Origin of the sequence: Halarcobacter bivalviorum (assembly GCF_003346815.1) — a bacterium.
GTDB classification, from domain to species: domain Bacteria; phylum Campylobacterota; class Campylobacteria; order Campylobacterales; family Arcobacteraceae; genus Halarcobacter; species Halarcobacter bivalviorum.
The window spans coordinates 1,924,543-1,950,886 of sequence record NZ_CP031217.1 but is presented as its reverse complement, the minus strand read 5'-3'; the positions used below and the strand labels follow the sequence as shown (position 1 = coordinate 1,950,886).

Below are 26,344 nucleotides of genomic sequence, written 5' to 3'. Positions count from 1 at the left end.
TTGGAAAATAGAGATTTTGACTTAAATGCAGACTTTGAAAAAATGTTAGATGAAAGAAAGGTAGATACTTTAGTTGAGTGTTTACTATTTCTTTCTAAATTTCATAAAAGAGCAGTATCAAGAGAATCTTTAGTTTCCGGCCTAGCAATACATGGTTCTTTAATGACTCCTACTTTATTTGTTGAATCAGCAAAAAGAATAGGGCTTATTGTAAAGTCTTCAGTAAGAGATATCAAAAGTATTTCACAATTAACTCTTCCAGCAGTAGCTTTATTAAATACAAATAAAGCTTGTCTTCTTTTAAAAATTGATGAAAATAAAAATCAAGTAACTTTGATATACCCAGATATAAGTTCAGGTGAAGTTGTTGTTGATATTGATGAGTTTAAAAAAGAGTATACTAGAAATCTTTTGATAATCAAACCTGCTTATAATTTTAGAAATAGAGTTGAAGATGACATAATCATTGAAAAAGATAAAAAATGGTTTTGGCATACTATGAAAAAAAATTTAGGTATCTATTATCTTGTAATTATTGCAGCAATATTAATAAATATATTTGTTTTAGCAATTCCTTTGTTTACAATGAATGTATATGATAGAGTTTTACCAAATAAAGCAACAGATACTTTAGTTGTATTACTTCTTGGAATATCTATGGTACTTGTATTTGATTTTATATTAAAAATTATGCGTGCATATTTTATTGAACAAGCTGGGAAAAGAGCTGATATTAAAATGTCTACAGCTATTTTCAATCAACTATTAAATATTAAGTTAAATGCAAAACCTGCTTCAACAGGAGTATTTGTAAGTAGATTACAATCTTTTGAGAGTGTAAGAGAATTTTTTACAACTGCAACAATTACTGCTTTTGTTGATTTACCTTTTGTAATTTTATTTATAGTGATAATCTTTTATATTGCAGGTCCTTTAGCTTATGTATCTTTAGCTTCAATGGTAATTGCAATTTTATTTTCATGGATTATGCAAAGACCTTTAAAGCAAACAATTTTAAATGCAGCAAAAGAAGACCAGATTAAACAGACAGTTTTAACTGAAGCTGTAACAGGTTTAGAGATTATAAAAAGTGTAAAAGCACAAAATAGAATGCAAACTCATTGGAATAACTCTGTATCTCAAACCTCTTATTTTGGAAATAAATCTCATTACTTATCTCAAATAGTAAGTTATTTTGTAGGTTTTATTTCTCAAATTTCAAGTATTGGTATAGTAGCAGGTGGAGTTATTCTAGCAAATGAGGGTCAAATTACTTTAGGTGCAATTATTGCAGCAATGATTTTAAATAGTAGAGTAATTGCTCCTGTCTCTCAAATTGTAGGAATGATAATAAGACTTGATAGAACAATGTTGTCTTTAAATAATATAGATGAGATTATGAAGATGCCATTAGAGAGAACAAATTCTCAACAATATTTAAGTAGACCTAATTTAGATGGAGATATTGTTTTTAAAAATGTAAGTTTTGCATATTATAAACAAAACTTTCAACTTTTAAGAAATATAAACCTTAGAATAAATAAAGGGGAAAAAGTAGGAATTATTGGAAAAATAGGCTCTGGAAAATCAACAATAATTAAACTACTGTTAAATCTGCATGAACCCTCAGAAGGTTCAATTTTAATAGATGGAACAGAGATTAGGCAAATAGACCCTGTAGATTTACGAAAAAATATAGGATATGTACCCCAAGAGACATTTTTATTTATGGGAACAATAAAAGACAATATTAGTATCTCTGACCAATTTGCAAGTGATGAACAGATATTAAAAGCTTCAAAGATTGCAGGAGTACATGATTTCCTTGGAAAACATCAAGCAGGTTATGATTTTATTGTAGGTGAAAGAGGCGATGGTTTAAGTGGAGGAGAAAGACAAGCTGTAACTTTAGCAAGAGCAATTGTCTCTAATCCAAATATTTTGATTTTAGATGAACCAACAAATTCGATGGATGATTTAAGTGAAGAACACTTTAAAAATAGATTAGCTCCAATAATAGAAGATAAAACAGTAATAGTAGTTACACATCGACCATCCATGTTATCTTTAGTAGATAGGATTATTGTAATTGATGATGGAAAGATTATTGCAGATGGACCTAAAAATCAAATTGTATCTGCATTTGGAAATTCTAAACAAGTAGTAAAAAAGGTATTAAAAGAAGATGAAAAATCAAAATGATATAAATTTTATCAATACTTTATATTCACAAGAAAATGCAAAAATAGAAAAAAAGATAATACTCTTATTCTTTTTAATAGTGATTTTTTTTATTTCTGCAATTGTTTGGGCTTTTTATGCTGAGGTAGATGAGTTAGCAAGAGGAAGTGGGAAAGTAATTCCTTCTGAAAAAATACAAACAATTCAAAGTTTAGATGGAGGTATTATTTCTGATATTTTAGTTAGTGAAGGTGACAAGATAAAAAGAGGGCAAGCCTTAATGAAAATTGATACTACAAGATTTCAAGCAAGCTTAGAAGAGAATCAAAATATTTATAATCACCTTTTAGTAACAAGAATAAGATTATTAGAAGAATCAAAAATTGATTTAGATAAAGAGATACCAAACTTAGATTTTCCAGAAGAGCTAAAAAAGAAAGTAAATGGTTTTGCTTTAAATGATGAGATTCTATTTCAAAAAAGAGTCTCTGAATTAAAAAGTACAATAAAAATATTGGATGACCAATATGAACAGAAAAAACAAGAATTAGTAGAAACAAAAAGTCAAATGGAACAACTTAGAAAAAGACTACTTATTATAAGAGAAGAGATGGACACTATAAAAAGATTAGTTGATAAGGGTTCTAAATCAATTGTTGAATTACTGAATATAAGAAAGGAATATAATCAATTAGAAGGCGAGTATATAAGTACAAAACTTTCAATTCCTAGATTAAAGTTAGCAATACAAGAGTTTACAAATAGAAAAGAAGAGAGAATAAGAAAATTTAAATCTGAAGTATTTAATGAATTACAAAAGTTAAATACAGAAATCAATAAATATGAATCTAAATTAGTATCAGCCCAAGATAAAATAGAAAAAACAGTTTTAGTCTCTCCTGTAAATGGAATAGTAAAACAAATAAATATAAATACAATAGGTGGAGTTGTTAGGTCAGGAGTAGACTTAATTGAAATCGTACCAAATAGTGAAACCTTATTAGTTGAAGTAAAAATAGACCCTAAAGATATTGCTTTTATAAATCCAAGTCAAGAAGCAGTTGTTAAATTAACTGCCTATGATTTTTCTATATATGGAGGATTAGAAGGTAAAATTGTAGAAATATCTGCTGATAGTATAAAAGATGAAGATTCAAAAGAAAATAGAACATATTATAAGGTAGTAATTAAAACAAATAAAAACCATTTAGAAAAAAATGGAGAGAAACTTCCTATTATACCTGGTATGATAGCCTCTGTTGATATTAAGACAGGGAAGAAGACTATTTTAGATTTTATTCTAAAACCTATTCTAAAAACTAAGCAAAATGCCTTACATGAAAGATAAAACTCAGTAAAGTAAAAAGAATTTCAAAATTTAAGGAAACTTTTAGAAAAAAGCCTTGACAAAGGGAAAAAAATCTATTATAATTCCCGTCCAATTTCAGAGGAACGACTCAAAAAGAGAGTCACTAGAGTTTCGAAGAGATGGGAGATCTTTAACAATTTAGAAGGTTTATGAATAACTTTTATAAACCGAATATGAAATTACAACAAACAAGAATATATGTAAATATATCCTTGTCTATTTAACAAGTAATCTAAGATAATTAATTATCGAAGAGAGCTTAATAACAAAGCTAATGCTTTACAATGAGATTTATTTTGTAACTGAAGAGTTACTAAATAGTCAGAGAATTAAACTTTTTTTTATGGAGAGTTTGATCCTGGCTCAGAGTGAACGCTGGCGGCGTGCCTAACACATGCAAGTCGAACGAGAACGGACTTAAGCTTGCTTAAGTTGTCAGCTAAGTGGCGCACGGGTGAGTAATGTATAGTTAACCTGCCCTCGAGAAAGGAATAACAGATGGAAACGTCTGCTAATGCCCTATATGCCCATAATACATAAGTATGCTGGGGAAATGCTTTAGTGCTCGAGGATGGGACTGTATGGTATCAGATAGTTGGTGAGGTAATGGCTCACCAAGTCAATGACGCCTAACTGGTTTGAGAGGATGATCAGTCACACTGGAACTGAGACACGGTCCAGACTCCTACGGGAGGCAGCAGTGGGGAATATTGCACAATGGAGGAAACTCTGATGCAGCAACGCCGCGTGGAGGATGACACTTTTCGGAGCGTAAACTCCTTTTATATAGGAAGATAATGACGGTACTATATGAATAAGCACCGGCTAACTCCGTGCCAGCAGCCGCGGTAATACGGAGGGTGCAAGCGTTACTCGGAATCACTGGGCGTAAAGAGCGTGTAGGCGGGTTATTAAGTCAGAAGTGAAATCCTATGGCTCAACCATAGAACTGCTTTTGAAACTGGTAACCTAGAGTATGGGAGAGGTAGATGGAATTTCTGGTGTAGGGGTAAAATCCGTAGAGATCAGAAGGAATACCGATTGCGAAGGCGATCTACTGGAACATTACTGACGCTGAGACGCGAAAGCGTGGGGAGCAAACAGGATTAGATACCCTGGTAGTCCACGCCCTAAACGATGTACACTAGTTGTTGCCATGCTAGACATGGCAGTAATGCAGTTAACACATTAAGTGTACCGCCTGGGGAGTACGGTCGCAAGATTAAAACTCAAAGGAATAGACGGGGACCCGCACAAGCGGTGGAGCATGTGGTTTAATTCGACGATACGCGAAGAACCTTACCTGGACTTGACATTTACAGAACTTTCAAGAGATTGATTGGTGTCTGCTTGCAGAAACTGTAGGACAGGTGCTGCACGGCTGTCGTCAGCTCGTGTCGTGAGATGTTGGGTTAAGTCCCGCAACGAGCGCAACCCACGTCGTTAGTTGCTAACAGTTCGGCTGAGAACTCTAACGAGACTGCCTGGGCAACCAGGAGGAAGGTGTGGACGACGTCAAGTCATCATGGCCCTTACGTCCAGGGCTACACACGTGCTACAATGGGGTATACAAAGAGCCGCAATACCGCGAGGTGGAGCAAATCTCAAAAATATCTCCCAGTTCGGATTGTACTCTGCAACTCGAGTGCATGAAGTTGGAATCGCTAGTAATCGTAGATCAGCAACGCTACGGTGAATACGTTCCCGGGTCTTGTACTCACCGCCCGTCACACCATGGGAGTTGAACTCATTCGAAGCGGGGATGCTAAGATAGCTACCCTCCACAGTGGATTCAGCGACTGGGGTGAAGTCGTAACAAGGTAACCGTAGGTGAACCTGCGGTTGGATCACCTCCTTTCAGAGAAGAGAAGTTAGATTCGTTTCTAACTTCCAAAGCTATCAAAGATAGCAGTAATTCATGTTCGGTTTATAAAGGTTATTTAAAATAGGTGACAAATGGGCCTATAGCTCAGCTGGCTAGAGCGCTCGACTGATAATCGTGAGGTCCCAGGTTCAAGTCCTGGTAGGCCCACCATTATAAATAATCTGTTAAAGTTATAGGTTAAATGTTGGGGATATAGCTCAGCTGGGAGAGCGCCTGCCTTGCACGCAGGAGGTCAGCGGTTCGATCCCGCTTATCTCCACCATCTATTAAAAAGCTAAATATAAGTTCAAAAGAGATTGAATTTATATTTGGTTTTATACAACCAAAATGCGTTACCTTGAAAAAATGAGAATTTTTTTAAGATAGCATGATATTTAAAAATTTAATGTTAAAGTCTTTAATTTTTTCGTTTAAATCAATATCTTTCGTATGAAGATGATTTAAAAAACAAAAAATTTCATATCTAATAAAATAGATAGACACAACTAACTTATTTAATACAGAAGTATTTAATAAGATAGTAGCCAAGGAATAATTATTCAAAAAGGTTAAAGTAAGAAATTACTTTATCTCAAATAAATAAGCTATTAAGGGCTAATGGTGGATGCCTTGACTGTAAGAGGCGATGAAGGACGTACTAGGCTGCGATAAGCTTTGGGGAGCCGCCAAGAGGCATTGATCCAGAGATTTCCGAATGGGACAACCCAGCATATAGAGATATATGTTACACGAAAGTGGGCGAACCTGGTGAAGTGAAACATCTCAGTAACCAGAGGAAGAGAAATCAAATGAGATTCCGTTAGTAGCGGCGAGCGAACGCGGATTAGGGCAAACCCTATGCTTGCATAGGGGGTTGTAGGACCATAACATGAGACTAAAGAAGATAGATGAAGTAGTTGGAAAGCTACAGCATAGAAGGTGATACTCCTGTAATCGAAATTTTCAATAGCTCTAATGGTATCCTGAGTAGGACGGAACACGTGATATTTTGTCTGAATCCGGGGGGACCACCCTCCAACCCTAAATACTACTTACAGATCGATAGTGAACAAGTACCGTGAGGGAAAGGTGAAAAGTACCCCAGTGAGGGGAGTGAAATAGAACCTGAAACCATTAGCTTACAATCATTCGGAGCCCTATGATTTATCAGGGTGACGGACTGCCTTTTGCATAATGAGCCTGCGAGTTGTGGTGTCTGGCAAGGTTAAGTCAAGTACGAAGCCGTAGCGAAAGCGAGTCTTAATAGGGCGAATTAGTCAGATGCTGCAGACCCGAAACGAAGTGATCTATCCATGGGCAGGTTGAAGCTGGTGTAAGAGCCAGTGGAGGACCGAACCGGTAGGCGTTGAAAAGTCTTCGGATGACCTGTGGATAGGGGTGAAAGGCCAATCAAACTTCGTGATAGCTGGTTCTCTCCGAAATATATTTAGGTATAGCCTCTAGTAGTAGCATGTAGGGGTAGAGCTCTGACTGGGCTAGGGCTGCTCACCGCGGTACCAAACCCTATCAAACTTCGAATACTACATGTGTAATCTAGGGAGTCAGGCGATGGGTGATAAAATCCACCGTCGAGAGGGGAACAACCCAGACTAACAGCTAAGGTCCCAAAGTTACATCTAAGTGGAAAACGATGTGGAGTTACTGTGACAACCAGGAGGTTGGCTTAGAAGCAGCCACCCTTTAAAGAAAGCGTAACAGCTCACTGGTCTAGTGATTCTGCGCGGAAAATATAACGGGGCTAAGATGTACACCGAAGCTTTAGACTCAATTTATTGAGTGGTAGGAGAGCGTTCTATTCAGCGTTGAAGATGTACCGGTAAGGAGCGTTGGAGCGGATAGAAGTGAGCATGCAGGCATGAGTAGCGAGAAAAGAGGTGAGAATCCTCTTCGCCGAAAACCCAAGGTTTCCTACGCGATGCTCGTCATCGTAGGGTTAGTCGGGTCCTAAGTCGAGTCCGAAAGGGGTAGACGATGGCAAATTGGTTAATATTCCAATACCAACATATAAGCGCGATGTGGGGACGCATAGAGTTAATCGAGCTCACTGATGGAATAGTGGGTCGAAGGACGTAGGTTGTTACTTAGGCAAATCCGGGTAACGTTAGACCGAGATCTTACAGGCCGTTGACGCCCTCCGGGGAAGATTCGGAATCGATGATACTGTCGTGCCAAGAAAAGCCACTAAGTATATTATATGTTGCCCGTACCGTAAACCGACACAGGTGGGTGGGATGAGTATTCTAAGGCGCGTGGAAGAACCCTGGTTAAGGAACTCTGCAAACTAGCACCGTATCTTCGGTATAAGGTGTGCCTACTTCTGTATAGAGACTTGCTCTCAAAAGCGGAAGAGGTTGCAACAAAGAGTCCCTCCCGACTGTTTACCAAAAACACAGCACTTTGCTAACACGTAAGTGGATGTATAAGGTGTGACGCCTGCCCGGTGCTCGAAGGTTAACTGATGATGTTAGCGTAAGCGAAGCATTTGATTGAAGCCCGAGTAAACGGCGGCCGTAACTATAACGGTCCTAAGGTAGCGAAATTCCTTGTCGGTTAAATACCGACCTGCATGAATGGCGTAACGAGATGGGAGCTGTCTCAACCAGGGATCCAGTGAAATTGTAGTGGAGGTGAAAATTCCTCCTACCCGCGGAAAGACGGAAAGACCCCGTGCACCTTTACTACAGCTTGACACTGTAGCTTGGATATTCATGTGCAGGATAGGTGGGAGGCTTTGATACTAGGACGCCAGTACTAGTGGAGCCATCCTTGAGATACCACCCTTGAATATTTGAGTTACTAACTGGGATGAGTTATCCTCATTCAGGACAATGTCTGGTGGGTAGTTTGACTGGGGCGGTCGCCTCCTAAAAAGTAACGGAGGCTTACAAAGGTTAGTTCATGGCGGATGGAAATCGCCAGTTGAGTATAATGGCATAAACTAGCTTGACTGTGAGACATACAAGTCGAACAGAGACGAAAGTCGGTCATAGTGATCCGGTGGTTCTGTGTGGAAGGGCCATCGCTCAAAGGATAAAAGGTACGCCGGGGATAACAGGCTGATCTCCCCCAAGAGCTCACATCGACGGGGAGGTTTGGCACCTCGATGTCGGCTCATCGCATCCTGGGGCTGGAGCAGGTCCCAAGGGTATGGCTGTTCGCCATTTAAAGCGGTACGCGAGCTGGGTTCAGAACGTCGTGAGACAGTTCGGTCCCTATCTTCCGTGGGCGTAGGAAAGTTGAAGAGATTTGTCCCTAGTACGAGAGGACCGGGATGAACGTACCACTAGTGTACCAATTGTTCTGCCAAGGGCATCGTTGGGTAGCTATGTACGGATGTGATAAGAGCTGAAAGCATCTAAGCTCGAAGCCAACTCTAAGATGAACTTTCCCTGAAGATCCCAGCAAGACTAGCTGGTTGATAGGCTAGATGTGTAAGCGTTGTAAGACGTTTAGCTGACTAGTACTAATAGATCGTTTGGCTTTTTTATATAATTTCTTGGACTACTATCTTATTAAGTACTTAAAATAGTATTTAATAATTGTGAAAGACTTAACATTAAAACTTTAAACTCTTCAAAGAGTTGAGTATTAAGAGCGAAATTGAATAATAGCATTATTCATTATTCACTATTAATTATTCATTAGTATTAAATGCAACGCTTTTAATACTCAACTTGCTGGTGGTTTTAGCGAAGTGGAAATACCCAGACCCATTCCGAACCTGGAAGTCAAGCACTTCTGCGCTGATAATACTGCAGGGTCCCCTTGTGGAAACGTAAGTCGCTGCCAGCTCTTGAGTATTTACAAGGCTTATCTTTATCAACTTCTTTTAAGTTGCTAAGGGTAAGCCTTTTTTTTAGCCTTCTTTTATTTTATGCCTGCATAGCTCCAACGGTAGAGCAATTCCATGGTAAGGAAGAGGTTACTGGTTCAAATCCAGTTGTGGGCACCACTTTTTAATGAACTCTATTTTTTCTTATTATTTGTTGTAATAACTTTAAATAACCTATCAAGATTATAATTGCTATATAAAATAGTTGCATTATTGTAAGTGATTTTTGTGCCATAATAAAATGTATAGTAATAAGAATTAGACTTAAATAGATTAATTTATGATAGGGTTGATAAATTTTAAATAATCTATTTGTTGATGTGATTGCCATAAAAATTAGGATTAAAAAAGCACCCATCCCTAAATAGATAAAAGGTTTATCTAAAGTCTCTTTAAAAATAAAATCAATATTTAATTCTGCATCTAAAACTGTAAAATTTAGAAAATGTATCAATGCATAAAAAAATCCATATAAACCTATCATTCTTCTATATTTTAAAATATTAAAGTGTTTTTTTATAAGGGATATTAAAATTGTAAAAAATAGTATAACTGTTGAACTAATACCACTTATTGTATAAATATATTTTATTGGGTCTTTTACATTTTCTAAGATGAAAAGTTCAAATAATGCAAATAAAAAAGGAATAAGTAGTAATAAAAATAGTAAAGATCTTTTCATATTTGTCCTTTAAAAATATTTTTTTAAATCCATTCCTTTATATAAATAAGAAACTTCTTTTTCATATCCATTGTACATTAGGGTATTTTGTTTAAAAAATTTTCCTAATACTCTCTCTTTTTTTTGTGACCATCTTGGATGATCTACATTTGGATTAACATTTGCATAAAAACCATACTCTTTCGGGTTTGATTTTTGCCAAGTATTTAGAGGTTCTTTTTCAACAAATGAAATTTTTGAAATAGATTTTATTGATTTAAATCCATATTTCCATGGGATAACTAATCTAATAGGTGCTCCATTTTGTTTTGGTATTTTTGAACCATATAGACCAACAGCTAAAATTGATAACTCATTCATTGCTTCATCTAATCTTAGTCCTTCAACATAAGGGTAATCAATAGCTGGAAAAAGCATATTAGCTTGATCTGGAAATATATCATCATCTAATAGGGTCTCAAATCTTATATATTTTGCTTTTGAATTAGGCTTTGCATATTTTATAAAATCACTTAGTTTTATACCTATCCATGGTACAACCATAGACCAGCCTTCTACACATCTAAATCTATATATTCGTTCATGTAGAGTAAATTTTTTAATTAAATCATCAAAATCTATTTCAAACTCTTTTTCTATTAAGCCATCAATACTTATTTTCCATCCAGTTGTATCTAAAGTATGGGCCATATCTTTTACTCTTTCTTTTGAAGTAGTAAATTCATAAAAATTATTATATGAAGTAATTTGTTCGTAGCTATTTAATTCTAAATTATTTAGATTTTTGTCTTTTATAAAACTTAGGTTTTTTATAGGAAGTTGTTCTTTTGCTAATAATTCTACAATACTACTTGATGCAATTACTGAAGCAGCACCAAGTTTAATAAAACTTCTTCTTTTATCAAATAGCTCTTTAGGGGTAATTTCTTTTTCATTTATATGCCAAGAGGGCTTTTTTAAATATTTCATTATAAAATCCTTTAGAGTAATTATAATGAATTTTAAATCTTTTCTGTTAAGTTAGTGTGTAGTATAAAATAGAGGAGTTCCTCTATTTTTTTATTGCTGTGAAAACAGCTTCATAATTAGGTTCATCTGTTATATCTTCACAAATCTCTTTATGTATAATTATCCCATTTTCATCTGTTACAAACATTGCTCTACATGTTACACCTTCAAGTGGTCCATCGGCAATTAATACTCCATATTTTTGAGCAAACTCTTTATTTCTAAAGTCACTTCCTACTTTCAAATTTTCAATACCTTCTGTTGTACAGAATCTACCAGCAGCAAAAGGTAAATCCATAGATACTACAACCATCTCAACATCAGTAGTTGATGCTTCTTCATTAAATTTTCTTGTCTCTTCTGCACAAACAGGAGTATCTAATGAAGGAACAGCTGCAATAATTTGTGCTTTACCACCAATTTTTACTTCAGATAAATCATGTGCAATAACTGTAACTTCTGGTGCTTTATCTCCAATATTTAGCTCATTACCAGATAGATTAACAATGTTTCCTTTCAATTTTGTTGTTGCCATTTTAAACCTTTTAAAAATTTTTTAAAGATTGTATCTAAATTAAAAATATAATGAACTTATGAAGATTTAGTTATTATTAAAAAAAATAATTACAATTAAAAAAAACTTTATTACTATTTTATTATAATTGTCTATTAATACTTAAGGTTAAATATGAAAAATATATCTATCCGTGCTAAATTAATTATTCTTTTTATTTTAATAAAAATAATTCCTTTGCTAATTATCGTTTTTATTGCATATGAAGGTGTAATAAGGTTGGAAACTTATTTAAATGATAGTACACGGTACTTATTCAATGAAAATAAAGAGATTATTTTAAATACTGCTAATGAATCAATTGAAGATAGTGTAAAGTATTTAGATAAAAAATCTCAACTCTCATTAGAGAGGTTAAGCCATGAAATTGCTAATAAAGTAGCAGAGTTTTTATATGAACGTGATAAAGACTTACTTTTTTTATCTAAATTAGATATTAATAATAAAGTTTTAAAAAGTTTTTATGAAACAAAAAATAGAGATATTATTCTCCATGAAGATTATATTTATGATGATAAAACTAGTTCTTGGATAAGTACAAATGAACCTAAACAAATCACTAGAGAAAAAACAACAGCTAGTTTAAAAGATAATGAAAAAGAGTTTAATTATACAGATCCTTTAATTTTAACAAGAAAATCAATTCCTCTTTATAAAGAAGTTGTATATTTTGATTTAAAAGGTAATGAAAAATATAAAATATCAACTATTAGCAAAGAGTTAAAAAATATCTCTAATAGAAAAAATACATATATTAACTCAGAGAAATATTTTAATGAGATTAAGACTTTAAAAGAGGGTGAAATATATGTATCTGATGTAATAGGTGAATATATAGGAACAAAAATTATAGGGCCTTTTACAAAAGAAAAAGCTCGAAAAATGAGTATTGAGTTTGAACCAGAAAAATATGCTTATGCTGGTAAAGAAAATCCAGTAGGAAAAGAGTTTGAAGGGATTATTAGATTTATTACTCCTGTATTTAAAAATAGTGTAAAAGTAGGATATATTTCATTAGCTTTAGACCATAAACATATTATGCAATTTACTGATACTTCAAATCCTTCAAGTAATGAAGCAATACAAAATATAAATGATGCTAAAAATGGAAATTATGCTTTTATGTGGGATTATGAAGGTAAAAATATTTCACATGCAAGAGATTATTTTATTGTTGGGTATGATAGAAATACTGGTGAAAAAGTTATCCCTTGGCTTAGTAGTGATTTAGCAAAAAAATTTAAAGAGTCTAAACTTGAAATTAATGAATTTTTAGCAACTTATCCAAAATTTGAAGAGCAATCTTTAAAGAAAAAACCTAATATTGAGCAGTTAAAAAAGAGTGGGAATGTAGGTTTAGATTGTAGATATTTAAATTTTGCACCTCAATGTGAAGGATGGATGCAGTTAACTCAAAATGGAGGTTATGGCTCTTTTATTATTTTTTGGAGTAATGTTTGGAAACTTACAACTGCAGCCGCAATTCCTTATTATACAGGTAAATATGGAGACTCAAAAAGAGGTTTTGGTTTTGTAACAATAGGTGCAAATGTTGAAGAGTTTCATGCAGCTGCAAATGAGACAAGAAGAAGTATTTCTAAGATTTTAGATACTCAAACAGAAAATATGAAAGAAGTTGTAGATGAAAATAAAGCAGAAGTTGCAACATTTATTCATGCTCTAATAAATGAGTTATCTATAGTAACTCTTGTGATGATTATATTAATAATTATAATTGCAATGTTAATTTCAAAATATATTACTTTAAAAATTGAGAAAATTTTAGAAGGTACAAAAAGATTTGCAAATAATGAACTTGACTATAGAATAGAAGTCTCTTCTCATGATGAAATTGGTAAGCTTGAAACCTCTTTTAATAGTATGGCAACTCAAATTAAATCATTAATTTCAAGTCAAATGAAAGCTTTAGAAAAAGCACAAAAAGCGGATGAAGCGAAATCAACATTCTTAGCAAATATGAGCCATGAGATAAGAACACCATTAAATGCAATAATAGGATTTTCAGAGATACTAAGTAATTCAAAAGAGTTAACAGTAGAAAATAAGAAACAAGCACAAATAATCCAAACAAGTGCAAGCTCATTATTAGCAATAATAAATGATATTCTAGACATAAGCAAAATAGAGAGTGGAAACTTTGAGATTTCAATAGAAAAAAATGACTTATATTTTATAAGTGAACATGTAGTAGAACTCTTTTCAAAAAGAGCAAGTCAAAAACATATAAGCCTAATCTTTAACATAGACCATAAAATACCATTATGTGTATATACAGATGGAGTAAGATTAAGACAAGTATTATCAAACCTTCTAGCAAATGCAATAAAGTTTACAGAAAAAGGGAAAGTATCTTTAAATATAACTCTTATAGAAGAAAAGAATAATAAAAGCAAAATAAGATTTGAAATAGAAGATACCGGAATAGGAATAGCAAAAGAGAAAGTAGATAATATCTTTAAACCTTTCGTACAAGTAGATAATAAATCAAATAGAGAATATGAAGGGACAGGTTTAGGTCTAAGTATCTGCTCTCACATAGTACAAGCTTTAGGATCAACTTTAAAAGTAGAGAGTGAAGAACAAAAAGGAAGTAAATTCTATTTTGAATTAGAATTAGAGAGTTGTGATGATAATCTACATATCTCAAAAAGCTTTTTAAATCAATTGAAATTTAAAGTAACAAAAGAAGATAGTGATTTATATCACTATATAAAAAGATACCTAAATATCTTTGGAACTATCACAAAAGAAGGTGAGAAACCAGATATTCTAATCTGCTCTTGTGATAAAACAAAAGAGAATCTAAATAGAATGAGAGAAGAGTATAAAGATATACCAATCTTAATTCTTTTTGAACATGAAAATGAGATAAAAGAGTTCGAAGTAAGAGCAAATGAACTTGCTTTAGTATTACCCTTTTATGCATCAAAAGTAAATGATTCTTTACAAGAGTTACTAAGAAAAACAAAACAAAGAAAAACAGTACAAGAAGAGATAAAAACAAACTATAAAGCAAAAGTATTAGTAGCAGAAGATAATGAAGCAAATCAAGAATTAATCTCTTATATCTTAGATAGTATGAATATAGAATACTCAATACAAGAGAATGGATTAAAAACCCTAGAAGAGTATAAAAATAACTCATATGATTTAATCTTAATGGATATAAATATGCCAATCTTAGATGGAGTAGAAAGTTTTAAACAAATAAGAATATATGAAGAAGAGAAACTCTTAAAACAAACACCAATAATAGCCTTAACAGCAAATGCAATAAAAGGAGATAAAGAGAGATTTCTTAACTTAGGAATGAATGATTATCTAAGTAAACCAATTAATACAGAAGAGTTAAAAAAGATTTTTGATAAATACCTTCCTAAAAAAGAGGAAGAAGAGATAAAAAAAGAAGAAATAGATATGACTAAAATAATAGATAAATTAGGAGTATCAGAAAATATAGCAATACTAATAATAAACAAATTTAAAAAAGATATTCTACAAGATATGCAAGAATTAGAAGATAAAATAAAAGCAGATGATAAAGAAGCAATATCACAAAAAGCACATTATATAAAGAATTCTTGTTTAAATCTTGCCTTAGATGAGATTTGTTCTTTATTAGAAAAACTTGAAAACCCTAAATTATCTAAAAAAGAGTATGAAGATATCTTTAATCCTCTTCTTATCTCAATAAAAGCTATTTTATAGCTTTTATTGAAGTTTCACTTAGAACTATTTTTTTATCATTAATTAGTTTTGTTAAAGCTGCTTTAAAAGCTTTTTTACTCATAGCAAAAGTCTCTTTTATCTCATCAGCTTCACTTTTATAAGTAAAGTTTAACTCTCTATTATTACTTTCTAAGATAGTTAAAATTTTATTTGGATTATCTTCTGTATTCTTTGCACCAATTTTTTGTAAAGAGATGTCTACTTTTCCATCTTCTCTAAGAAGTTTAATATAAGCTCTCTTTTTATCACCTATTTGAATTTTCTCAAAGATTTCATTATGATAAATAAGACCTTCATATTTATTATTTACAATTACTTTAAAACCTAAAGGTGTTTTTATAAAAGGAATAATTTCTACTTCCTCATTTTGTGCAAAATTTTTATCTGCTTTTTCTAATTTGAATTTTTCTGTACCTATTAATCTATGAGTCTTTTCATCTTCAACTATTTGTACAACTTTTTTATCTGAGATATTAAAAGTTGATTTTTGTCTATTTTTAGGAACTAATAAATCTTTTGGAAGCCCCATATCTAAAAAAGCTCCAAATTTTGCAGTATCTATTACTTCAAGTGCAACAAAATCATTTTTATAACCGTAAGGCTTAAGAGTAGTTGCAACTAATCTATCTTCACTATCTGTATAGATAAATACTTCAATTAAAGAGTCAATTTGCATCTCTTTTGTAATATAAGCATTAGGTAAAAGAACTTCTTCATCATCACCTGCTTTTAGATATAGTCCTGGTTCACTTACTCTTGATACTTTTAAAGTGTTTATTTCACCTAGATTTATTTTTTTATTCATTTCTTTCCTAATATTTTTACAAGTAGAAGAGTAATTACTCCTACAATAATGATACTAGCTCCAGAACTTAAATCATAAAAATATGAGATAAGTAATCCACAAACTGTAAAAAAGCTTGCGAATAATGAACTAATAATCATCATAGAAGAGAGTTTCTTTGCAAAAAACTCTGCTAAAAAAGTTGGAATAGTAAGTAAAGCTATTACTAAAATTAATCCAACAACTTTTATTGCTGCAACAACACTTAATGCTGCAAGAATAAGAATTAAAGTATAAAAGAATTTAACAGAGATACCTCTTAAACTTGCGAACTCACTATCATAAGAGACTGCTAATATCTGTTTATAAAATAGAGAAACTGATGTAATGATAAATAGATTTAATACTAGTAAATAATAAACATCTTCTTGTGATACTGCAATAATTGAACCAAAAAGATAAGACATTAAATCTACATTATATCCTGGTGTAATATCAATAAGAATTATTCCAATTGCCATACCTAATGCCCACATTATACCGATAATTGAATCTATTCTACTTCTATTTCTTAAAGTGATATTTGCAATGATTATTGCTGTAACAACTGCAAATAAAGTAGCTCCTAAAAGAATAGGAAGGCTTAAATAAACAGCAAGTCCAATTCCTCCATAAGCACTATGAGCAATTCCTCCTGCTAAAAAAGTAATTCTATTTACTACAACTAAAGAACCAATAATCCCTGCTGCAATAGAAACAAGGATACCGGCAATTAGTGCATTTTGAATAAAATCATATTGTAAGGCTTCAAGCATTTCTTCTCTTTATACATGTGTTGAGTTACAGCAAACTTGCTTTTTCCCAAGTGCTGAAAGTAATTCCACTTCACATAAGTGTTCGTTTTCATCATATTTTTCTTCAATATTTTTTAGATGATGATATACAAGTTTTTTATTTATGTGAGCAACATTTTTAGCATAGTTTAGTAAAACAGAGATATCATGACTTACAACTACAATAGCTATTGATTTATTTAACTCTCTTAATAAATCATATACTTCTTTTTGACCTTTTACATCAATACTTGCAGTTGGTTCATCAAGAAGCATCAATTTAGGGTTAGAACAAAGTGCTCTTGCAATAAAGACTCTTTGCCTTTGTCCTCCGCTTAAATCTCCAATTTTATTATTTGCAAAATTTTCCATACTTACTTTTTTTAAAGAGTTCATTGCACAGGCAATATCCTCTTTTGAATATCCAAAAAGTTTTTTCTTTTTAGGAGTATGTCCCATTAAAACTACTTCTAAAGCAGTAATAGGAAAGTCAATATTTAAATTTGTATTTTGAGGTACATATCCAATCTCATTTTTATTTAGATATTTTTTTATTTCACCTTTTTTAGGCTCTAAAAGATTTAATATAAGTTTTAATAGTGTAGATTTTCCTCCACCATTTGGACCGATAATTGCAAGAAAATCATCTTTTAAAATATCTAAATTAATATCTTCTAAAACATTTTGTTTATCATAAGAAAAAAAGATATTTTTTAGTTTTATAACAGTATTCATATATTTTTTGTTACCCCTTATAAGGGCGTGATTATACTATATTAAGTAAAGAAAAGTCAATCAGTAAAGATTTTGATTTTTTCTAAAATAGAGTGCCATAAAATTCCAAGATATTCATGCATTGCAGATTCTGTTTTTTTCAAATTTATAGCTTTAGGAATACTTAGATAAGTACCATCATTTTTTGATAGATAATCTGTTGGTGCTGCAATTGGATTTAACCATTGTGTTTCAAATATTTTCATAGCTCTTGGCATATGTGCAGCTGAAGTTACAAGAATAAAAGGTTCTTTATTTATAGTTTCTTTTGTTTTTATAGCTTCTTCTTGTGTATCTCTTACTTCTTCATGGGTAATTATATTCTCTTCTTTTACTCCAAATTTTAATGCAAGATTTTTCATCATAACAGCATTAGATACTTTTTGGTCATCTTTATATCCTGAAAGTACTAACTTTGCATTATCAAGTTCTTTGTAGATTCTTATTCCTTCTGAAAGTCTCATTAGTGCAGTTCTTGAAAGTTGCGAAACTTCAGATAAATCTTCATTGTTTATATGTCCTGAACCTAAAACTAAAACATATTTAATTGATTTGTCAATTTGAATATATGAAGGGTATTTATTCTCTAAAGGTTGAATAAGTGCATTTGAAAAAGGAGAATAGGCTATAAGTGCTGTCCATAAAAAAGCAATAATCATAAAAAAATTAGCTTTTCTTTGTTTTTGTATTAATAAATAGAAAAGACCAATAACAAATAAAGTTAAACCTATTGATAGTGGCATTAAAAAAGTAGAAATAATTTTTTTAAGAGTGAATAACATTATTTTAGATTTTTTCTCCAACTAAAAATGAAGTATATCCTACAACACTTTTATCATCTTTTGTTCTATCATAACTTGTACAATAATGAAGAAATTTAGTTTCATAATTATTTTTAATCGCAGTGTCAAGAATAGCTTTTATGCCAACCTTTCCACAAGCTTCACATTCTTTGTCAAGCAATGATAAATCTTTATTAATTATACCATTTAAGCAAATATTGTCAAGATAGTTTGCCTTTTTTAAAGAATAAAAATGACTTAAATCTGTACTTATTACAATTAAGTTATTTTTTGATTTTAATATTTCATCTATTAATGAAGATAATTCTTTATAATCCATATCTCCATAAACAATTTCTATAATTTTTGAGTTAGGAAAATAGTTTTTGATAAAAGGAGCTTGGGTTTCAGTTGAGTGTTCAAAGTGGGCATCTTCATCAAAGCATAGAAATTCAAATTTTTCTTTTAAATCTTTTACTAGCTCTTGAGCTATCTTAATATTTCCTAAAGGAGTTTCATACTCTTTATAGTCTGATATAGAGGCTCCTTTTAAGTAGTGTCTATGTGAGGGACCTATTACAATAATATTTTTAAATTGCTTTTTAGAAGAGATGTTATATGCTAAGTTTGCTGTAAAACCACTATAAATGTAACCTGCATGGGGAACAATTAAAGCTTTTACTTCTATCTCAATTTTATCTTCAAGAGTAAAATTAGAGTTAAAATGTTCAATATATCTTTTAATCTCTTCTTTAGTATCTGGATAAAAACTTCCACTTACTACAGTTTTTCTAATATCCATTAAATCCATCAAATACTCCTTCAAGTTTTTTATTACAGCTAGGACAAGAACTATTTTTTAGATTATATTTCTTTACATCAAAAAATTCTCTTGAAATAAGAAGTTCTTTACAATTTGAACAATAGGTATTGTTCTCATATCCAATATTCCCAATATAAACATATTTTAATCCCTGTTCTTTAGCTATATCGTAAGCCTCTTTTAGTTTTGCAAAAGAAGTTCTTGGAAGTGATAACTCTTTATAATCAGGATGAAAAGCAGAGATATGCCAAACTGTCTCTTCCCCAAGGTTTTCTTTTATAAATTTTACAATATTTGTTATCTCTTTTTTTGAATCATTTTTTGTAGGAACTAATAAGGTGGTGATCTCAGTATGAATATTATTCTTTTTTAGATGGATAAGATTTTCTAAAACTTGATGTAAATTTCCACCAAGACTTTTTTTATAATAGCTTTCATTGAAAGATTTTAAATCAACATTTATTGCATCAATTACACTGTTCATATCTTCAATTACTTCTTTACTTTCAAAACCATTACTTACAAATACAGATTTGATATTATATTTTTTAGCCTCAATGGCAATATCTTTTGCAAAGGGATAAAAGATAGTTGGTTCATTGTATGTATAAGAGATTGATTTACAGGCTCTTTGTTTTGCAATATTTACAACTTCTTTAGCAGAGATATAGTTTGATTTATCAATTTTCTTTTCTTGGGAGATTCCATGATTTTGACAAAAGTTACAATGAAAATTACATCCTACTGTACCTAAAGATAAAGATTTTGACTTTGGTAAAAAATGATATAAAGGTTTTTTCTCAATGGGATCTATATTAAAAGCACTAATATGACCATAAACTAAGCACTCTATTTTATTTTGAGTATGCTTGTTAACTCCACAAATACCTATATGTCCCTCTTTTAAATCACAATAATAAGAGCAAAGTAAACAAATTAGCTTACCATTTTTAGAACTCTTATAATATTTCATTTTAAGACTTTTTTATTTTTTGAACTTCATAGATTTGAATTTTTGGATATCCTGATAATTTATTAGGATTTAATCCTGCTTTTTTACAAAGATGAGAGATAAACTCTTCAAAATTTGGAAGTTGTTCCCAAACTTGAGGAAGAAAAGTTGCTTTTTTCCCATCAAGTTCTAAAATAACTCCGTGTTTATTTGGAATTAGTTTTTGTTTTAACTCTTCAAAATCATTATAAATAAGTTTTTCTGCTGGAGTTAGAATTGAGATTTCTATTTCTAAGTTTATAAATTCTTCAAAACTAAGTCTATTAAATCGTAAATCGCTAAAAGCAGCAGCTCTTGCATTTGAAATAATATCATCAAAAAGTGATTGGTAGGCATTAAGTGAACCTACACAACCTCTTAATTTCTTTTCTAAGTATAAAGTAACAAAAGTTGCTCTTTGTTCCTTTAAAATAGAAAATTGTTCTTTCAAAGAAGAATCTATTGAAATATTATCATTAAATTCACTCTCAATTGCATCAGAGGCTAGCTTTAAAAGAACATCTTCTATTTTCATTTGAGTCCTTAATTTAGTTTTGTAATATCTTTAATTGCTTCAATAAAAATATCATCATCATTTACACATTTACAAACTCTATAATCTTTAATTCCTATTTTATCTGCTTCTTCTTTATATTCAATAGACAATTCAAAATCTGTTTCAGAGTTATCTATTATAAAAGCAATAGGGTAAATAAGTACATTATCATCTTTATATTTTTCTAGTTCTTTATCTAAGGCTGGCTCAAGCCACTTCATTGGACCAACTTTTGATTGATAAGCTAAAGAGATAGATTTAAATTTAACACCTTTTTTTTCTAAAAGCTTTGATAAAATTTCAACATGATCATTTACTTGTTTTTCATATGGATCACCTGCGTCAACAATCTTTTGAGGAAGTCCATGGGCAGAAAAGATTAAGTTAAAATCTTCAGTTCTTGCATTTGAAACCTCTTTTGTAATTGAGTTTATAATTGCTTGATTATAGATTTCATTTTCATAAAAAGGTTCAATAATTGTTAAATTAAACTCATTTTTGGCTACTTGCTCAAAATCTTCCAAAGATGATTTTGTTGTCGTTGTTGAATATTGTGGGTATAAAGGAAGTAAAATTACATCTTTTATCTCTTTTTCTTTTAGTTGATTAATACACTCTTTTGCAAAAGGAGGAGTATATCTCATTACCTGAAAGGTTTCAGCTTCTTGTAGGCTTTTATTTAATTTATCTACAAGTTTTTCTGTTAAAGGGTTAAGTGGCGAAAATCCACCTATTTCTTCGTAGTTTTCCCAAGCTGAATTTAATCTTGAAGTAACTATAAATTTTGCAATCATTGATCTTAGAAAGTTGCTTTTTACAGTTAAAATATTTTTATCATTAAACATGTTTGTAAGGAACATTTTTAATTCATTTTTATTTCTTGCCCCACCCATATTTAAAAGTACTAATGCTTTTTTTGAAACTTGGCTCATATATTTTAATCCTTTTGTAATTCGTTTAAATTAATAATTTTATCGCTGCACCAGTTGGCAAGACTGTTATCGTGAGTAATTAAAAGCATACCACATTTATCTAAATTGTCTATTAATAAATTCATAACCTCAATTGCAACAATATTGTCTAAGGCTGAGGTAGGTTCATCTACTAATAATAAATCAGGTTCCATGAGTAGTGCTCTTAAAATAGAACATCTTTGAAGTTGCCCACCACTTAATTCATGAGGTTTTTTATTTATTAAATCAAAATCTAGATTTAGCTTATCTAAAAAGTTTTCTAATTTTCTTTTTATTTCTTCATTAAAAAAAACTACATCTTTGATTTGCTCAAGTATGATAAATGATGGATGAAAAGAGCTGTAAGGGTCTTGATAAACAGATGAAATTTTTTTAGAAGTAATAGTTCCTTTTTGTGGTTTTAAATTATTTGAAATAAGTTCAAATAGAGTACTTTTCCCACTTCCACTAGAACCTACAATAGAGATAAGTTCACTCTTTTTTACTTCTAAATTAAAATCTTTGTAAATAAGTTTATCTTTTGCGTACCCAAAAGATAAATTTTCTATGTTTAATACAGCATCTTCTTTATTCATTCTTTGTCCTATTTTAGAAGCTAACTATATAAAAAAAATGATTAAAATTTATTTTTATTGAATTACAATTTGATTTTTATGTGTAACATGAAAAGAAATATTATGTTTGTTTAATAAATCTGTTACAAAAACTAAAGCAGAAGTTGGGATATTATCAGAAAGAAAAGAGTCCCTATCCTTACAATACTCAAATTTTAAGTAGGGATATTCTATTTGAACTTTCTTTTTTATTTTTTTTAGTTTAAACTCTTTTTCTGAAAGAAATTCATTTTCACAAGTAAACTTTCTACTTAGAATTTTAGTTAACTGATTTTGAGAAAGAGGTTTAATAATAATATTCTTTTTAAATTTATCTTTACATAAATCGCAATTTCTTTCTAAAGGACAATCATAACTATCACTTAGTAAGAAAATTTTTTGCATAGGATTTTTTTCTACAATTTCTGTTACAAGTTTTTTACCTATATCATCATTGTAATCAATGAAAACTTTATCATATGTATGTTGTGAAATAAAATAGATAATATCATTATAGTCTGATGCTTTGTCTACTATAATTTCTATAGGGTAAAGATTAATCATATTACAAAACTTTTCTAAGTCCTGCTTATTGTTATCATATATTAAAATTCTCATAACTTATTGTACTAAAAAAGTGTCTCAAAAGTGTCTCATTTTATTAAAAAATATATGAAAAGTATATTTTTTAGATATATTTTTTTATAGTCAAATATAGATTTTCTATCTCTATTGGCTTTTTAAGATGAGCATTCATTCCACACTCATGAGATTTTTGAATATCTTCATCATAACTATTTGCAGTAAGGGCAATAATTGGTACTTTTTTATTGTATTCTCTAATAATTTTTGTTGTTTCGTAACCATCGAGTTTAGGCATTTGAATATCCATTAAAATAATATTTATACTAGGCTCTTTTCTTATAATTTTAATAGCATCTTCTCCTTTTGAAACAATTTTTAATGTAGCATTTGTATCTTTTAATAAACCAGCAATAATTTGTTGGTTTAATTTATTATCTTCTACTAATAAAATAGTTTTATTTGAGAAGTCAGGTTTTACTTTTTTCTCAATTTCTTTTACTTCTTTTTCACAATTTTTTAATTCAAGTTCAAAAAAGAAGGTTGTTCCTCTATTTTTTTGTGATTTTAACCAGATTTTTCCATTCATTAAATTTACTAAATCTTTAGAGATAGCAAGACCTAATCCTGTACCTTCATATTTTTTAGAGGTACTTAAATCTCCTTGAGAAAAAGATTCAAATATTTTTTTCTCTTCATTCTTATTTAAACCTATACCACTATCTTCAATCTCAAAATAGATTTTATTATCTTTTTTTTGTAAAATTTTTAATCTAATAAAGCCTTCATTTGTAAATTTTACAGCATTATGTAAGATGTTTGTTAATACTTGTGAAACTCTTAGTTTATCTCCATAGTAATATTCACTTAACTTTTCATCATACTCTAAAATGAACTCTAATTCTTTCTCTTCTAAATCTAAATCAATATAATCAATGCAATCACTAATTACTTCTCTTAAACTAAAAGGGGCATTATGAAACTCTATTTTTCCTGCTTCAATTTTAGAGAAGTCTAAAATGTCATTGATAATTCTAAGTAAAGAGTTTGCACTTTTATCAATTTTTTCCACATACTCTTTTTGTTCTTTTTTTAAATCAGTTTCAAGAACTAGATGACTCATTCCTATAATTGAGTTCATAGGTGTTCTAATTTCGTGACTCATATTTGCTAAAAATTTTGCTTTTGCTTTTGTTGCTTCATATGCTTTGTTTCTCTCTTTTTGCAACTGTTTATTAAGTATTGATAGTTTTCTATTCCAATAAAGAGTAATTAAAATAATGATTAAAGAAATTACAAATAGTTGCCAAACTAAAGTATAGTCTGTTTTGATTTGAAAATTTGTTTTAACCCATCTATTAAAAACTTCTTCTTTAATATTTTCATCAATTAAAGTTAAGAGTTTTTCAAAAATAGAGTTTAGTAAAGGAAACTCTTTACTTGAAGCAATTGATAAGTGCATCTCCCCATTTAATTTACCTGAAACAGCAAGGGAACCTATAAAGTTTTTCTGAATGATATGATTTATAACAATTGAATTATCTATAAAACCAAAAACTTCTCCTGTTTCTACTTTTGATAAACCTTCCTCTACTGAATCAACTTCAATAATATCAACTTTTGGATATTTTGTTTTAAGTGTTTCATATAAAAAGTGACTTCTTAAGACTGCAAATGATTTATCTTTTATTGAATTAATACTATCAAAGAAAGGAACATTTACTCTTGTTGCTACAACTATATTTGCTGTTATGTATGGTTTTGTAAAATTTAAATACTCTTGCCTTGATTGAGTTGTTGCCGCAAGTGGTAAAATATCACATCTTTTTTCTTTGATTTTTAATAATGATTCTTCCCAAGTATTTGTATGAATTAATTTTATTTTTACATTTAAATCTTTTGTAATAATTTTTAAAATATCTGCAGAAATACCTATGAATTGTCCATCTTCAATCTTTTCAAAAGGAGTCCAGTTAGGTGCAACACAAATATTTAAAACTGCTTTTTCTTTTAAAAAGTTTTTTTCTTCTTCTGTTAGAATAATATCTTTTTTATAGAAACTAGGAGCATTATAATAGATAGTTAGTTCTCCTAAGTTATTATATGTGTACTCTTTTTTTTCAATAATATCTTCTTTTATAAAGCTGTAGTGTTTATATTTTTCAGGAAGTTGATTTGTAAAAATAACTTGATTGTTTTCATCTTTATATGCACTAATTAAATTTTCATTTAAATAGATATCTTTTATCTCTATTGCTGAAATCAAGTTATTTTGGAAATCTAGTTCAATCTTCTCTTTTAGACCTTCAATAGCAAAATTAGAAAGATAAATTACACTTGACTTTGCAATAATTTCTGCTGTTTTTTGAATATTGTTTGTATTTATTGTTAGACTGGTGTAAGTTTTATCATTCGGAGTTTGCTCTAGCAAATATTTTTTTATACTAAAATCTATAAGTAAATAGATTAATACTGTAATTAATGCAGGTATAAAAGTATAAGCAAATCTTAGTAGAGGTCTTCTTCTCATCTTTTATCTATATCTTCCAATAATTTTATCATAGGTTCCATCTGCTTTTATTTCATCAAATGCAACTTGCCATCTTTTTATAATTTTATCATCAGTCTCTATATTAAATGCAATATAAAGTTTTGACTCATAAAAAGCTTCCATTTTTACTGGTATTATCTTTTTTTGCAAATTTAATTGTTTTAATTTATACATAAAAGAGTTTTCTTCAACTGGATATAAATCAGTTTTATTTTCTAATAATTTATTAAAACTATTATTTGCTAAAGTATTAATATCAAGATTTGTAAAACCAAATTCACTTAATACTTCTTTTGTAATAGTATCTTCTGCTACTGTAATAGAAGATACTTTTTTTGCATCTTCTAAAGAGTTTATATTTAAATCATCTCTAAAAGCATTCTTAAAAAATCTAATTTCCATTGAAGAGATAGGTCCTACCCATTTAAAAAGATTTTCTCTTTGTTTGGATTTAGTTGTTAAAAAAAGAGCATATCCTTTTTTCTTCAAAGTAATATTATAACCTCTTTTCCAAGGAAAAACTTTAATCTTTTTTTTATTTCCAATTCTTTTTTGAATCTCTTTTATTAAATCAATACTTATCCCTTCTAATCCATCTTTTGTCTCAATTTGATATGGAGTCCAAGGTTCTGTAAGAGGCTGTATCTCATCCTTTGAAAATAAAAAACTAATAAATAATAATAGTATAAATAAAATTTTCATGAGTTGCCTTAAAATAATTGATTAAAGATTATATAAAAAAAGTAATAAAAGTTCTTAAAATATTTATGATAATGGTTATCAATATAAAGAAAATTTAAGCTTTCTCTTGTTAGTATTC

18 protein-coding genes, 3 tRNA genes and 3 rRNA genes are annotated in these 26,344 nt (G+C 30.2%); 9 read left to right on the top strand and 15 right to left on the bottom strand.

The annotated features are described in order from the left end of the window. The 8 genes from ABIV_RS09925 (at position 1) to ABIV_RS09890 (ending at position 9,387) form a co-directional block, all read left to right on the top strand. A complete protein-coding gene (locus ABIV_RS09925) occupies positions 1-2,202 on the top strand; it encodes a type I secretion system permease/ATPase (RefSeq protein WP_228254290.1) in 2,202 nt (733 codons plus the stop codon). Beyond that, a complete protein-coding gene (locus ABIV_RS09920; protein ID WP_114839732.1) occupies positions 2,186-3,529 on the top strand; it encodes an HlyD family type I secretion periplasmic adaptor subunit in 1,344 nt (447 codons plus the stop codon). Before ABIV_RS09925 ends, ABIV_RS09920 begins: the two co-directional genes overlap by 17 nt. A 361-nt stretch (positions 3,530-3,890) precedes the next feature. Further along, positions 3,891-5,408, top strand: a 16S ribosomal RNA gene (locus ABIV_RS09915). Positions 5,409-5,508: 100 nt separating this feature from the next. After that, positions 5,509-5,585, top strand: a tRNA-Ile gene (locus ABIV_RS09910). A gap of 36 nt (positions 5,586-5,621) precedes the next feature. Then, positions 5,622-5,697 (top strand) — tRNA-Ala (locus ABIV_RS09905). Positions 5,698-6,012: 315 nt separating this feature from the next. Then, positions 6,013-8,923: ribosomal RNA gene (locus tag ABIV_RS09900) — 23S ribosomal RNA — on the top strand. 188 nt (positions 8,924-9,111) lie between these two features. Next, positions 9,112-9,227: ribosomal RNA gene (rrf, locus tag ABIV_RS09895) — 5S ribosomal RNA — on the top strand. Together the 16S, 23S and 5S rRNA genes with 3 tRNA genes alongside form the textbook arrangement of a ribosomal RNA operon. Before the next feature lie 84 nt (positions 9,228-9,311). Then, positions 9,312-9,387: transfer RNA gene (locus ABIV_RS09890), tRNA-Thr, on the top strand. Positions 9,388-9,391: 4 nt separating this feature from the next. On the opposite strand, the gene ABIV_RS09885 is transcribed toward ABIV_RS09890, so the two are convergent. The 3 genes from ABIV_RS09885 to tpx all read right to left on the bottom strand — a co-directional run bounded on the left by ABIV_RS09885 (position 9,392) and on the right by tpx (position 11,492). Then, complete coding sequence (locus ABIV_RS09885; protein ID WP_114839731.1) at positions 9,392-9,949, bottom strand: protein-methionine-sulfoxide reductase heme-binding subunit MsrQ; 558 nt, start codon at positions 9,947-9,949, stop codon at positions 9,392-9,394. Between the two features lie 9 nt (positions 9,950-9,958). Beyond that, on the bottom strand, positions 9,959-10,918 hold the full coding sequence (msrP, locus tag ABIV_RS09880) for a protein-methionine-sulfoxide reductase catalytic subunit MsrP (RefSeq protein ID WP_114839730.1): 960 nt from the start codon (positions 10,916-10,918) through the stop codon (positions 9,959-9,961). 82 nt (positions 10,919-11,000) lie between these two features. Continuing rightward, positions 11,001-11,492 (bottom strand): thiol peroxidase, encoded by a 492-nt coding sequence (tpx, locus tag ABIV_RS09875; RefSeq protein WP_114839729.1) that lies wholly within the window; start codon positions 11,490-11,492, stop codon positions 11,001-11,003. Positions 11,493-11,645: 153 nt separating this feature from the next. Between tpx and ABIV_RS09870 the strand changes: the two genes are divergently transcribed. Next, positions 11,646-15,260 (top strand): ATP-binding protein, encoded by a 3,615-nt coding sequence (locus ABIV_RS09870; RefSeq protein WP_114839728.1) that lies wholly within the window; start codon positions 11,646-11,648, stop codon positions 15,258-15,260. Here the strand turns inward: ABIV_RS09870 and ABIV_RS09865 are convergent. From ABIV_RS09865 to ABIV_RS09810, 12 genes are all read right to left on the bottom strand, one after another. Further along, a complete protein-coding gene (locus tag ABIV_RS09865) occupies positions 15,250-16,086 on the bottom strand; it encodes a CvfB family protein (protein WP_114839727.1) in 837 nt (278 codons plus the stop codon). The genes ABIV_RS09870 and ABIV_RS09865 overlap by 11 nt on opposite strands. Next, a complete protein-coding gene (locus ABIV_RS09860) occupies positions 16,083-16,880 on the bottom strand; it encodes a metal ABC transporter permease (RefSeq protein ID WP_114839726.1) in 798 nt (265 codons plus the stop codon). Before ABIV_RS09860 ends, ABIV_RS09865 begins: the two co-directional genes overlap by 4 nt. A 9-nt stretch (positions 16,881-16,889) precedes the next feature. Beyond that, positions 16,890-17,633 carry a metal ABC transporter ATP-binding protein gene (locus ABIV_RS09855; protein WP_114839725.1) on the bottom strand — a complete coding sequence of 248 codons (744 nt, stop codon included), beginning with the start codon at positions 17,631-17,633 and terminating at the stop codon, positions 16,890-16,892. Positions 17,634-17,689: 56 nt separating this feature from the next. Continuing rightward, positions 17,690-18,454 (bottom strand): ElyC/SanA/YdcF family protein, encoded by a 765-nt coding sequence (locus ABIV_RS09850; RefSeq protein WP_129088506.1) that lies wholly within the window; start codon positions 18,452-18,454, stop codon positions 17,690-17,692. A gap of 4 nt (positions 18,455-18,458) precedes the next feature. Continuing rightward, entirely contained in the window at positions 18,459-19,265 is an 807-nt protein-coding gene (amrB, locus tag ABIV_RS09845; RefSeq protein WP_228254289.1) for an AmmeMemoRadiSam system protein B, read from the bottom strand. Beyond that, positions 19,246-20,250: an AmmeMemoRadiSam system radical SAM enzyme gene (gene amrS, locus ABIV_RS09840; protein ID WP_114839723.1), complete on the bottom strand. Its 1,005-nt coding sequence runs from the start codon at positions 20,248-20,250 to the stop codon at positions 19,246-19,248. Before amrS ends, amrB begins: the two co-directional genes overlap by 20 nt. Before the next feature lies 1 nt (position 20,251). After that, a complete protein-coding gene (gene amrA, locus ABIV_RS09835; protein WP_114839722.1) occupies positions 20,252-20,803 on the bottom strand; it encodes an AmmeMemoRadiSam system protein A in 552 nt (183 codons plus the stop codon). An 8-nt stretch (positions 20,804-20,811) separates the two neighbouring features. Then, positions 20,812-21,756, bottom strand: coding sequence for a ferrochelatase (gene hemH / locus ABIV_RS09830; protein ID WP_114839721.1), 945 nt, complete (start codon positions 21,754-21,756; stop codon positions 20,812-20,814). A gap of 5 nt (positions 21,757-21,761) precedes the next feature. Further along, positions 21,762-22,373 carry an ATP-binding cassette domain-containing protein gene (locus ABIV_RS09825; protein ID WP_114839720.1) on the bottom strand — a complete coding sequence of 204 codons (612 nt, stop codon included), beginning with the start codon at positions 22,371-22,373 and terminating at the stop codon, positions 21,762-21,764. Positions 22,374-22,427: 54 nt separating this feature from the next. After that, positions 22,428-23,009 (bottom strand): response regulator, encoded by a 582-nt coding sequence (locus ABIV_RS09820; RefSeq protein ID WP_129088507.1) that lies wholly within the window; start codon positions 23,007-23,009, stop codon positions 22,428-22,430. 70 nt (positions 23,010-23,079) lie between these two features. Next, on the bottom strand, positions 23,080-25,503 hold the full coding sequence (locus ABIV_RS09815) for an ATP-binding protein (protein ID WP_114839718.1): 2,424 nt from the start codon (positions 25,501-25,503) through the stop codon (positions 23,080-23,082). A gap of 3 nt (positions 25,504-25,506) precedes the next feature. Continuing rightward, complete coding sequence (locus ABIV_RS09810; protein ID WP_114839717.1) at positions 25,507-26,226, bottom strand: substrate-binding periplasmic protein; 720 nt, start codon at positions 26,224-26,226, stop codon at positions 25,507-25,509. Positions 26,227-26,344 lie beyond the last annotated feature (118 nt).

What these genes read in the sequence shown, in the direction of transcription:
- msrP (WP_114839730.1), bottom strand. Translation starts at nt 10,918, where the DNA reads ATGAAATATTTAAAAAAGCCCTCTTGGCATATAAATGAAAAAGAAATT.
- ABIV_RS09855 (WP_114839725.1), bottom strand. Translation starts at nt 17,633, where the DNA reads ATGAATACTGTTATAAAACTAAAAAATATCTTTTTTTCTTATGATAAA.
- ABIV_RS09860 (WP_114839726.1), bottom strand. Translation starts at nt 16,880, where the DNA reads ATGCTTGAAGCCTTACAATATGATTTTATTCAAAATGCACTAATTGCC.
- hemH (WP_114839721.1), bottom strand. Translation starts at nt 21,756, where the DNA reads ATGAGCCAAGTTTCAAAAAAAGCATTAGTACTTTTAAATATGGGTGGG.
- ABIV_RS09865 (WP_114839727.1), bottom strand. Translation starts at nt 16,086, where the DNA reads ATGAATAAAAAAATAAATCTAGGTGAAATAAACACTTTAAAAGTATCA.
- ABIV_RS09825 (WP_114839720.1), bottom strand. Translation starts at nt 22,373, where the DNA reads ATGAATAAAGAAGATGCTGTATTAAACATAGAAAATTTATCTTTTGGG.
- tpx (WP_114839729.1), bottom strand. Translation starts at nt 11,492, where the DNA reads ATGGCAACAACAAAATTGAAAGGAAACATTGTTAATCTATCTGGTAAT.
- amrB (WP_228254289.1), bottom strand. Translation starts at nt 19,265, where the DNA reads ATGGATTTAATGGATATTAGAAAAACTGTAGTAAGTGGAAGTTTTTAT.
- amrA (WP_114839722.1), bottom strand. Translation starts at nt 20,803, where the DNA reads ATGAAAATAGAAGATGTTCTTTTAAAGCTAGCCTCTGATGCAATTGAG.
- amrS (WP_114839723.1), bottom strand. Translation starts at nt 20,250, where the DNA reads ATGAAATATTATAAGAGTTCTAAAAATGGTAAGCTAATTTGTTTACTT.
- ABIV_RS09885 (WP_114839731.1), bottom strand. Translation starts at nt 9,949, where the DNA reads ATGAAAAGATCTTTACTATTTTTATTACTACTTATTCCTTTTTTATTT.
- ABIV_RS09870 (WP_114839728.1), top strand. Translation starts at nt 11,646, where the DNA reads ATGAAAAATATATCTATCCGTGCTAAATTAATTATTCTTTTTATTTTA.
- ABIV_RS09850 (WP_129088506.1), bottom strand. Translation starts at nt 18,454, where the DNA reads ATGTTATTCACTCTTAAAAAAATTATTTCTACTTTTTTAATGCCACTA.
- ABIV_RS09810 (WP_114839717.1), bottom strand. Translation starts at nt 26,226, where the DNA reads ATGAAAATTTTATTTATACTATTATTATTTATTAGTTTTTTATTTTCA.
- ABIV_RS09815 (WP_114839718.1), bottom strand. Translation starts at nt 25,503, where the DNA reads ATGAGAAGAAGACCTCTACTAAGATTTGCTTATACTTTTATACCTGCA.
- ABIV_RS09920 (WP_114839732.1), top strand. Translation starts at nt 2,186, where the DNA reads ATGAAAAATCAAAATGATATAAATTTTATCAATACTTTATATTCACAA.
- ABIV_RS09820 (WP_129088507.1), bottom strand. Translation starts at nt 23,009, where the DNA reads ATGAGAATTTTAATATATGATAACAATAAGCAGGACTTAGAAAAGTTT.